Annotated in this window: 7 protein-coding genes; 3 read left to right on the top strand and 4 right to left on the bottom strand. The window is 75.0% G+C overall.

Annotated elements, in window-relative coordinates; translation table 11 throughout:
• Nucleotides 1–342: 342 nt before the first annotated feature.
• Together ACIRBX_RS07195 and ACIRBX_RS07190 are read right to left on the bottom strand one after the other, a co-directional pair.
• Nucleotides 343–2,784 carry an FtsX-like permease family protein gene (locus ACIRBX_RS07195; protein WP_402294256.1) on the bottom strand — a complete coding sequence of 814 codons (2,442 nt, stop codon included), beginning with the start codon at nucleotides 2,782–2,784 and terminating at the stop codon, nucleotides 343–345.
• On the bottom strand, nucleotides 2,781–3,557 hold the full coding sequence (locus tag ACIRBX_RS07190) for an ABC transporter ATP-binding protein (RefSeq protein WP_402294255.1): 777 nt from the start codon (nucleotides 3,555–3,557) through the stop codon (nucleotides 2,781–2,783). The genes ACIRBX_RS07195 and ACIRBX_RS07190 overlap by 4 nt, the downstream gene beginning before the upstream one ends.
• A gap of 346 nt (nucleotides 3,558–3,903) precedes the next feature.
• Between ACIRBX_RS07190 and pheA the strand changes: the two genes are divergently transcribed.
• The 3 genes from pheA to ACIRBX_RS07175 all read left to right on the top strand — a co-directional run bounded on the left by pheA (nucleotide 3,904) and on the right by ACIRBX_RS07175 (nucleotide 7,567).
• Complete coding sequence (gene pheA / locus ACIRBX_RS07185; protein ID WP_402294254.1) at nucleotides 3,904–4,839, top strand: prephenate dehydratase; 936 nt, start codon at nucleotides 3,904–3,906, stop codon at nucleotides 4,837–4,839.
• 653 nt (nucleotides 4,840–5,492) lie between these two features.
• Entirely contained in the window at nucleotides 5,493–6,767 is a 1,275-nt protein-coding gene (gene serS / locus ACIRBX_RS07180; RefSeq protein WP_402294252.1) for a serine--tRNA ligase, read from the top strand.
• Nucleotides 6,764–7,567 carry an HAD family hydrolase gene (locus tag ACIRBX_RS07175; protein WP_402294250.1) on the top strand — a complete coding sequence of 268 codons (804 nt, stop codon included), beginning with the start codon at nucleotides 6,764–6,766 and terminating at the stop codon, nucleotides 7,565–7,567. Before serS ends, ACIRBX_RS07175 begins: the two co-directional genes overlap by 4 nt.
• Here ACIRBX_RS07175 and ACIRBX_RS07170 read toward each other — a convergent pair.
• Together ACIRBX_RS07170 and ACIRBX_RS07165 are read right to left on the bottom strand one after the other, a co-directional pair.
• A complete protein-coding gene (locus tag ACIRBX_RS07170) occupies nucleotides 7,558–8,520 on the bottom strand; it encodes an MBL fold metallo-hydrolase (RefSeq protein ID WP_402294248.1) in 963 nt (320 codons plus the stop codon). The two genes, ACIRBX_RS07175 and ACIRBX_RS07170, sit on opposite strands and share 10 nt — an antisense overlap.
• 296 nt (nucleotides 8,521–8,816) lie before the next feature.
• A complete protein-coding gene (locus tag ACIRBX_RS07165) occupies nucleotides 8,817–10,109 on the bottom strand; it encodes an aspartate kinase (protein ID WP_402294247.1) in 1,293 nt (430 codons plus the stop codon).
• Between the last annotated feature and the right edge of the window lie 6 nt (nucleotides 10,110–10,115).

Below are 10,115 nucleotides of genomic sequence, written 5' to 3'. Positions count from 1 at the left end.
GAAGACGACAACCCGCATGCCGGGCACGGACACCCACCTGCAAATGAACCCCCGCACCCGGCATGCAGGTTCGGTTCTTCCGACTCGCGCAGTTCCGCGCGCCCCTGACTGCCCTCCGGGCAGCCCAGCGCCCGACACACAGCGAGTACCGACAAGCAGGCGGGCCACCAGACAGCCGCCCAGGGGCGCGAGGAACGGCGCGCAGCGGAAGACGACAACCCGCATGCCGGGCACGGACACCCACCTGCAAATGAACCCCCGCACCCGGCATGCAGGTTCGGTTCTTCCGACTCGCGCAGTTCCCCGCGCCCCTGACTGCCCGAAGGGCAGTCCTGGCGCGCCTCACCCCCGGCGGGCGGATCGCAGCAGGGCCCGGCCCGGGAGGGCGGTGGCGGTGAGGGCGAGGAGGATGACGGCGGCGGCCAGGGGGAGGGCGAGGGTGGCCGGGACGTGGGGGGAGCCGCCGGTGAGGCCGCGGGCGATGGGGAGCAGGGTGATCCAGGCGATGGTGCCGCCGAGCAGTAGGCCCGAGGAGGCGACCAGCAGGCTCTCCCAGCGGAGCATGCCGCGGACCTGGCGCCGGGTGGAGCCGGCCAGCCGGAGCAGGCCGAGTTCGCGGCGGCGGTCGAGGACGGTCATCACCAGGGTGTTGGCCGCCGCCACGGCTGCGAAGCCGCCGAGCACCGCGGCCATCACCGTGTTCGCCCAGCCGCTGGCCTCGCGGTCGCGGTCGGCCTGGGCGCCGTGCTCGGCCGCGTCGGTGACGGTGACCGCGCCGAGGCCGGTCAACTCCCGCGCCACGGCGGCCCGGTCGGCTCCGTCGGCGGCCCGGACCAGCAGCCGGGCGTCGTAGCCGGTGGTGACGTGGGCGGCCAGGTCGGTGCGGGGCAGGACGGCCTCGCCGAGGCCGAGGCCGCGTTCGTAGGTGGCCACCACGGTCGGGGTGACGGGAGTGCCGTCGCCCAGCCAGAGGCTCGCCTGCTGACCGACCGTCACCCCGAGTTCCTCGGCCACGCTGGTGGCCAGGGCGACCGTGCCGGGGCGGGCCAAGCCGGCCAGGTCGCCGCTGCGCAGGCCGAGGTCGAGGACCTTGGCGTACGAGGCCGGGTCACCGGAGAGGCCGAGGGCGGTGGCGGTGGCCGGGGTGTCGCCGGCCCGGAAGGCCACGGCGGTGTCGAGGACGCCGACGGCGGCGCCGACGCCGGGCAACGCGGCGGCCCGGGAGGCCAGTTCGGGGCTCAGGCCGGCGCCGGTGGAGCTGACCACGTGGTCGGCGACCAGGCCACGGCGGGCCTGGTCGCCGGCCGCGTGGGTGAGGGTGCTCTGCAGGAAGAGCAGGGTGCCGCAGAAGGCGGTGACCATCACGATCGGGGTGATCGCGGAGGCCAGCCGTCGGGCGTTGGCCCGGGTGTTGTCGGCCGCCAGCGAGGCGGCGGCGCCGCGCAGCCGCAGCGGCCAGCCCAGCACCGAGGCGGAGATCCGGGCCAGCAGCGGGCCGAGCAGGCCGACCGCCAGCAGCAGGCACATGACCACGCCCAGCGCCGTGTTGGCGGCGTCCGCGCCGCCGAGGTGGGCGGCCACCCCGGCCAGGGCCACGCCGCCGGCCAGCGCCAGCAGCCCGAACAGCAGCCGGACGGTGCCGAGCCGGGGACGCTCCGCTGCGGACTCGCTGAGCGCCAGCCCGGGCCGCAGCTTCGCCGGACGGCGGGCGGCCAGCCAGCCGCCGAACAGGGCGGAGAGCAGGCCGGCCCCGACGGCGGCCAGCACCGGGATCGGCCCGGTGCTCAGCCGCACGCCCTCGGCGACCATCCCCCGGTCCGTCATCTGCCCGAACCAACAACGGGCCAGGGCGAATCCGGGCAGCACCGCGAGCGCTCCGGCCAGCGGGGCCAGTAGCGCCGCCTCGGTGGCCACCGTCCGGCGGATCTGTCCCGGGGTGGCACCGACCGCCCGCAGCAGGGCGAACTCCCGGGACCGCTGGCCGGTGGCCAGCGCGACGGTGCCGAGCACCACGAAGACGGCGGTCATGGCGGTGATGCCGCCGAAGGAGCCGCCGAGCGCGGTCAGCAGTTCACGGGTGTCGGTGAGCCGGGGCTGCTCGGCGGTGGTGCGGTCGTCGCCGGTGAGGACCTCGGCCGGGCCGGCCACCGTCCGTACCTGGGACGCGAGTTCGGCGGTGGGGACGCCGGGCTTCGGCTGCACCGTGACGGCGTCCACCCGGCCCGGGTGGCCGGCCGCGCGGGCCGCCTCGGCCGGGTCGAGCCAGAGCCCGGTGCGGTCCGGCAGGGTGCCGAGGACGCGGTAGGTCCGCTCCCCGGTCGGTGTGGTGACGGTGAGCCGGTCGCCGGAGCGGTACGGGGTGTCCGCGCCGGCCAGCAGCCCGCCGGGAGCCGGCGACCGGTCGGCGAGCGCGCCGACGGTCGACGGACCGTCAGGGGTGGTGACCGGGAAGGAGAGCTCCGGGACGGCGGCGGCGACGCCCGGCAGGGTGGCGATCCGCTCGGCCAGCGCGAGGTCCACCCTGGCCCGCTCGGGGAGCGTGACCCGGGTGGTCTCGGGCCCCTCGCCGGGCACCGGGAGGGTCACCTCGGCACTGGCCCGGGCTGCCACCACGACGGGGGCGCCGGCGTACTTCACCGGCGGGAGCGAGGCGGTCAGGCCGGTCTGGAGCAGCGCACCGCAGGCGATGGTGACGACGGCGCCGAACAGCAGCGCGACGAAGCTGCCGACGAAGGCCGACGGGCGGGACCGCACCGAGGCGACCGCCAGACCGAGGGCGCTCATGCCGCCACCGCCGAACCGGCCTGCGCGGCACGGGCGGTGAGCCGGAAGAGGTGGTCGGCGACGGTCTGCGGGTCCGGGCGCTCCAGGGCCGAGACCAGCAGCCCGTCGGCCAGGAACAGCGCCCGGTCCGCGTGCGAGGCCGCCACCGGATCGTGGGTGACCATCACCACCGTGGCGCCCAGCTCGTCCACCGCGCGGCGGAGCAGGCCGAGCACCTCGTGCGCGGTGCGGGCGTCGAGGGCCCCGGTGGGCTCGTCGGCGAAGACCACCTCCGGGTCGGTGACCAGTGCGCGGGCGATCGCGACCCGCTGCTGCTGACCACCGGAGAGCTCGTGCGGGCGGCGTCCGCCGTGGTCCGGCAGGCCGACCCGGGCCAGCAGGTCGTCGGCGCGGCGGCGGTCCTGGCGGACGCCGGCCAGGCGCTGGGGCAGCAGGACGTTCTGACGGACGGTCAGCGAGGGGAGCAGGTTGAAGGACTGGAAGACGAAGCCGATCCGGCTGCGGCGGAGCCTGGTCAGCCTGTTCTCCCCCAGGGTGGCCAGGTCGGTGCCGCCGAGCAGCACCTGGCCGGCGTCCGGGCGGTCGAGGCCGGCGGCGCACTGCAGGAAGGTGCTCTTGCCGGAGCCGGACGGGCCCATCACGGCCGTGAACCCGCCCCGCGGCAGCACCAGGTCGATGCCGCGCAGCGCCTGCACGGCGCCGTAGCGGCGCTGCACGCCGCGCAGTTCGACGGCGGCGTCGGGGTGGGCGGGGTGGTGGTGCTGGGCGGCCATCACGGTCCTTCCGGGGCGGGATCTTCGGCACCTCCCACGCTAGGAACGGGACTCGCCGCGGACCATGGAGGCCACAGGCGTCCTCGGGGTGGGGATAACCCCCGGGGTGCGGCCCCGGGCCCGACCGGCCCCGACCGCCGACCGGCCCTGCCGCCGACCTGCCCTGTGCCCGACCGGCTCCGAATCCGACCGACTTCGAGCCGGCCCGGCCCCGGACCGGCCCCGGACCCGACCGGACGGGGCACCTGGGCGTCGCGAGCTGACCAGTCGGCGGACGGGGCGGTAGGGGCCCCCGGGACTGGCTAAGGTGGGTCGGTCTGGCCCATGCGATGCGTTCGGAGGCGGTATGTCGGCGACCCGGTACACCTACCTGGGGCCCGAGGGCACCTTCACCGAGGCGGCGCTGCGGACGCTGCCCGAGGCGGCGACCCGGGAGCTGGTGCCGATGGCCTCGGTGCCGGCGGTGCTGGACGCCGTGCGGGCCGGTGAGGCGAGCGGGGCGTTCGTGCCGGTGGAGAACTCGGTGGAGGGTGCCGTCACCGCGACCAGTGACGAACTCGCCAACGGCGGGCCGCTGATGATCTACCGTGAGGTGCTGCTGCCGATCTCGTTCGCGCTGCTGGTGCGTCCCGGCACCACCCTGGACGACATCAAGACGGTGACCAGCCACCCGGTGGCCCAGCCGCAGGTCCGCAAGTGGCTGGCGGCGCACCTGCCGGAGGCCCGCTGGGAGTCGGCGGCCTCGAACGCGGACGGCGCGCGGCTGGTCCAGGAGGGCCGGTTCGACGGGGCCTTCGCCGGGGAGTTCGCGGCACCGATCTACCAGTTGGAGCCGCTGGTCACCGACATCCACGACGCGGCCAACGCGACCACCCGCTTCGTGCTGGTCGGCCGGCCGGGCCGGGTCTCCTCACCGACCGGGGCGGACAAGACCTCGATGGTGGTCTGGCTGCCGGACGACCACCCGGGCGCGCTGCTGGAGCTGCTCCAGGAGTTCGCGGTGCGCGGCATCAACCTGATGCGGATCGAGTCCCGCCCGACCGGCGAGGGGCTCGGCCAGTACTGCTTCCTGATCGACTGCGAGGGGCACCTGAGCGAGCGCCGGGTGAGCGAGGCGCTGATGGGCCTGCGGCGGATCTGCCCGCAGGTGCGCTTCCTGGGGTCCTATCCGAGGGCCGACCACGGGGCGCCGACCGCGATCCGTCCGGGGACTTCGGACCGGGATTTCAGCGCCGCCGCCGACTGGCTCTCGCGCTGCCTGGACGGGCGCGGCGAACTCTGAGCCGGTTCTCCGGGCGTTCTGTCCGGAACTGATCCGCATCGACCGGTGACGACCGTTCCGGTCGTTTCACGACACGCGGGGCGCTTCACCCGCCCGGTGCAGTGACCGCCCCGGTCCGCCGTCCGCCCCGTCGGGGTGGACGGCGGACTTCGTCCACAGGCCCCCGGGGGCCGTCCACAGCCGGTTCTCCACCGAGTTATCCACAGGCCTGGGGATGAGTCGACAAACCGGCATATCCACTGGACTAGCTGGTCAGATCATCTTCTTAGGGTTGGTAGCCGACTAATCGGACCAGAGTCACCCCTGATCCGGCAAATCACCCGGCCGAGTGGGTAAATTCCCTTACCCGTGTGGCCGTATCGAGGTTTCAAACCTCAATTCCCAGGTGGATCACGGCCGGAAGCGTCATATCCGACTCATCCACAGGGCAGCCGGCGAGCCTGTGGACAGCGACTCCCGAGGCCGTTCTCCACAGCAGTTATCCACAGGCTCCGGGCAGTTATCCCCAGGTCCGCGACAGTGCCCCCGGGCCGCCCCGGAGGGTGCGCGGGGGCACACTCCCACAAAAACGGACAAAAATCCATGGATCGGACACGGGGCGCCACCCGGAAATCCGGTCCGGCCGGAACCCGCCGCCCCGGTAGGCTGGCCCCGTGATTGACCTTCGCCTGCTCCGTGAGGACCCCGACCGAGTGCGCGCCTCGCAGCGCGTCCGTGGAGAGGACGTCGACCTGGTCGACTCCCTCCTCGCCGCCGACGAGCGGCGCCGCTCGTCCTCCACGCGCTTCGACGAGCTGCGCAGTGAGCAGAAGACCCTGGGCAAGCAGGTCTCCAAGGCCCAGGGCGAGGAGAAGGCCGCCCTGCTCGGCCGGACCCGCGAGCTCTCCGCCGAGGTGAAGGCCGCCGAGGCCGAGCTGCGCGAGGCCACCGAGGAGGCCGACAAGCTCGCCCGGAGCCTGGCGAACCTGATCGACCCGGCCGCCCCGGTCGGCGGCGAGGAGGACTTCGTCACCCTGGAGGAGATCGGCACCCCGCGCGACTTCGCGGCCGAGGGCTTCGAGCCCAGGGACCACGTCGAGCTGGGGAAGATCCTCGGGGCGATCGACACCGAGCGCGGCGCCAAGGTGGCCGGTGCGCGCTCCTACTACCTGACCGGCGTCGGCGCGCTGCTGGAGCTCGCCCTGGTCAACATGGCGATCGCGCAGGCGACTTCGGCCGGCTTCATCCCGATGATCACCCCGGCCCTGGTCCGCCCGGCGGCCATGGACGGCACCGGCTTCCTGGGCCAGGCGGCGGAGAACGTCTACCACCTGGCGGAGGAGGACCGGTACCTGGTCGGCACCTCCGAGGTCCCGCTCGCCGCGTACCACATGGACGAGATCCTGGACGCGGAGAAGCTGCCGCTGCGGTACGCCGGCTACTCCTCCTGCTTCCGCCGCGAGGCCGGCACCTACGGCAAGGACACCCGGGGCATCATCCGGGTGCACCAGTTCGAGAAGGTGGAGATGTTCGTCTTCACCCGCCCCGAGGACGCCGAGGCCGAGCACCGCCGCCTGCTCCAGTGGGAGAAGGACTTCCTGAACGCGCTGGAGCTGCCCTACCGGGTGATCGACGTCGCCTCCGGCGACCTCGGCTCCTCGGCGGTCCGCAAGTTCGACATCGAGGCCTGGGTGCCGACCCAGGGCAAGTACCGCGAGGTCACCTCGACCTCGAACACCACCGAGTACCAGTCCCGCCGCCTGGCCATCCGGCTGCGCGACGAGAACGGGGTGCGCCCGCTGGCCACCCTGAACGGCACCCTGGTGGCCGTGCCCCGCACCATCGTGGCGCTGCTGGAGAACCACCAGCAGCCGGACGGCTCGGTGGTCGTCCCCGAGGCGCTGCGGCCCTACCTCGGCGGCCGTGCCGTGCTGGAGCCGGTGAAGTGACCCCGCTGCCCTACCGCCTGGTCGCGACCGACCTGGACGGCACCCTGCTGAACTCGGCGGAGACCGTCTCGGAGCGCAACCGCGCCGCGCTGGCCCTGGCCACCTCGGCCGGGGCGCGGCACATCATCGTGACCGGGCGGGGGGCGCGCTGGTCCCGGGGCGTGTTCGACGAGATCGGCTACACCGGCCTGGCGGTCTGTGCCCAGGGCGCCCAGGTCTACGACGCCGGTGAGCACCGGCTGCTCACCTCGCTCACCCTGGACCGGCGGCTGGCCGCCGCGGCGCTGGCGGTGATCGAGGCCGAGATCGGCACCCTGGCGGTCGCGGCCAGCCAGGACGGCCTGGACGGCGAGGTGATCACCGGACCCGGCTACGAGCTGGAGATCGGCACCGGTCTGCCGATCCGCCGGGTCGGCCGGGACGAGCTGCTGGCCGAGCCGGTGACCAAGCTCTACCTCCGCCACCCCGAGCTCACGGACGACGAACTGACCGCCGTGGCCCAGAAGCTGGTGGGCGATCAGGTCAGCACCGTGATGGCCGGCCCCGGCGTGGTGGAGCTGCTGCCGCTGGGCCTGTCCAAGGCGACCGGGCTGGCGGTGGCCGCCCACCGGCTGGGCGTGAAGGGTGCCGACACCATCGCCTTCGGTGACATGCCGAACGACGTCCCGATGTTCGGCTGGGCCGGGCACGGGGTGGCGATGGCCAACGCGCACGAGCAACTGCTCGCGGTGGCCGACGAGGTGACCACCGGCAACGACGAGGACGGCGTGGCCGTCGTCCTGGAGCGGCTCTACGGCTGAGCCGCCGGGCCGCCCCCGCCGAGGGGCAGCCCCCAGTCGTCCCAGGGGTCCGGTGCCACCCGCACCGGGCCCCTGGCGGCTTCCCCGACCGCTTCCCGCAGGGGCACCGGACAGCCGAGCGGCTCGCCGTCCAGCTCGGCGTACGCGCGGCGCAGGTTGCCCAGCAGCACCGGGCCGGTGGCGGGGCCGGCCTGCCGGGCCGCCTGCTCGGGGGTGAGGTCCCTGCTCCAGCCGTCCATCGCCAGGGCCTGCACCCGGCGCAGCTGACGCTCGGTCAGGTCGAACGCCTCGGTACCGGCCAGCGGGCCGTGACCGCAGACCACGGTGCCCGCGCCGAGGGTGCGCAGGGTCCGCACCGCCCGCCGCATCCCCTCCACCGAACCGTCCCGGGCGCAGACCGGCACGGTGCCGGCCGAGAGCACCCCGCCAGCGAACAGGATGCCGTCGGCGGGCAGCCAGGCGACCACGTCGTGGCGGGTGTGCGCGGGGCCGCAGGAGAGCAGCTCGATCCGGCGGCGACCGCTGTGCACCGTGAGCCGGTCCTCGAAGGTGAGGGCTGGGAGGGCGGCCGGCGGGCCGGGCTCGGCCTCGGCCCGGGCTCCCGCGTGCGCGACGGTGAGGGCCTCGGGGAAGGCGCCCCGGCCGGTGGGGGGCGCGCCGCAGGTGTGGGTGGCCAGCACCAGGCGGACCGGCCCGGCGCCGAGGGCGGCCACCGCCCCGGCCACCGCCCGCTCCCGGGCCGACGGCAGCGCCCCGATCACCGTCACGCCCTCCGGGCCGACCACCAGGCCGGTACAGTCCGGGCGGCCGTCCGGCCCGGGACGGACGAACAGGTGGACGCCGTCGGCGAGTTCGGTCAGCCCGGACGGGGTCGGCGGGGTGGCGGCCGGGCGGGGCAGGGGCAGGGCCCGGGGGGAGGTGGGCCCGCCGTGGCGGGTCTCCGGCCTGGTCATGGTGGGCCCCTTCCGACGGAGCTGCGTGAAGTGCGGGTGGTGTCACGGCGGCCGGAGGCCGACCGCCGGGGCGGGTCCGGGTACGGCAGTGCCCCGGGCGCCCGGTGGGGCGGGCGCCCGGGGTCGGGCCGGGGCGGGTGGTCCGGTGGGGCGGACCGGCCTCGGCGGGGCGGAGCTGACACGGGAGGAACTGACGCGGGCTCAGCCGACGCGGGCTCAGCCGGCCCGGGGCGGGCCGGCGGGGACGGCGCCGGGGGCGGCCCGGGCGGTCGGCGGGCCCGGTCGGGCCGGCCCGGTCAGGAGACCGGGGCCAGCACGGCCGGGCGGTCGTCCGCGACGGCCGACGCTCCGGCCCCGGGCCCGGCCTGGGCACCGAGCCGGAACTCGCGGTGCAGCGCGACCACCGACCGGGTGCAGTCGGTGTCCGGCACGGTGGCCGAGATCCGGGCCTGCGAGGTGGCGATGGAGAGCGGCTCGACGCCCGCGTCCAGCAGGGCGGAGAGCATCCGGCCCGCGCAGCGCGGGTCGCTCATCAGCCCGGCGCCGACGATGGAGACCTTGGCCACTCGGCTGTCCACGGTGATCGCGCCGCTGGAGGCGGCCAGCACCTCGGTGGCGGCGGCGACGTCCTTGCGGGCCACCGTGAAGTCCCAGCCGCACCGGCCCTCGCCGTCGGCGAAGCGGGTGACCACGTCCACCGTGACGCCGGCCTCGGCCAGCTTGGCGAAGCCCTCGGCGCCGAACGGATTGCCGTCGGCGGCCAGCGAGTCCACGGTGATCCGGGCGGTCTCGGCGTCATGGGCCACCGCGATGACCCGGTCGTCGGATTCCAGCATGTCGCATCCCTTCGGGTCCGAGGCCACGACGGTCCCCGGGCTCTGGTTGAAAGCACTGCGTACGTGGATGTCCGCCCCGGCCCGGCCGGCCAGTTCGACCGACCGGGTGTGCAGCACCCGGGCGCCGGCGTAGGCCATCTCGGCCATCACGCTGTTGCGGACGGTGGGGATGTGCCGGGCGTCCGGCACCAGGCGCGGGTCGGCGTTGTAGATGCCGTCCACGTCCGTGTAGATCTCGCAGGCGGCGGCGCCCAGCTCGATCGCCAGCGCCACGGCGGAGGTGTCCGAGCCGCCCCGGCCGAGGGTGATCACGTCACCGGCCGCGTTGACGCCCTGGAAGCCGGCCACCACGACCACCTCGCCCAGCGCCAGCGCCGCCCGCACCAGGGTCGCGTCGATCGCGCTGATCCGGCCGTCGGTGTGCGCGCCACGGACCTGGATGCCGGCCTGTCCGCCGAGCATCGAGCGGGCCGGCAGGCCCATCCCGTGCAGGGCCATGGCCAGCAGCGCGGCGGACTGCGCCTCACCGGTGGCCAGCAGCTGGTCCAGCTCCCGGGGCGGCGGCGCGGAGGTGGCGGTGTACGCCTCCTCGACCAGCAGGTCGGTGGAGTCGCCCCGGGCGGAGACCACCACCACAGTGGGGTGACCCTGGCGGCGGACCTCGGCGACGATCTCGGCGGTCCGGGTCAGCCGCTCGGGGGTGGTGCCCATCGAGGTGCCGCCGAACTTCAGGACACGGATCGGGATTTCCATCGGGGT

Source organism: Kitasatospora sp. NPDC096147 (assembly GCF_044763225.1).
Classification (GTDB): Bacteria; Actinomycetota; Actinomycetes; order Streptomycetales; family Streptomycetaceae; genus Kitasatospora.
Note: the sequence above shows the minus strand (reverse complement) of the source record. Positions and strands in the feature narration are given on the sequence as shown.

Bases quoted from the DNA above. Each gene is read 5' to 3' on its own strand.
- ACIRBX_RS07195 (WP_402294256.1), bottom strand. From the start codon at position 2,784: ATGAGCGCCCTCGGTCTGGCGGTCGCCTCGGTGCGGTCCCGCCCGTCG.
- ACIRBX_RS07190 (WP_402294255.1), bottom strand. From the start codon at position 3,557: ATGGCCGCCCAGCACCACCACCCCGCCCACCCCGACGCCGCCGTCGAA.
- pheA (WP_402294254.1), top strand. From the start codon at position 3,904: ATGTCGGCGACCCGGTACACCTACCTGGGGCCCGAGGGCACCTTCACC.
- ACIRBX_RS07170 (WP_402294248.1), bottom strand. From the start codon at position 8,520: ATGACCAGGCCGGAGACCCGCCACGGCGGGCCCACCTCCCCCCGGGCC.
- ACIRBX_RS07165 (WP_402294247.1), bottom strand. From the start codon at position 10,109: ATGGAAATCCCGATCCGTGTCCTGAAGTTCGGCGGCACCTCGATGGGC.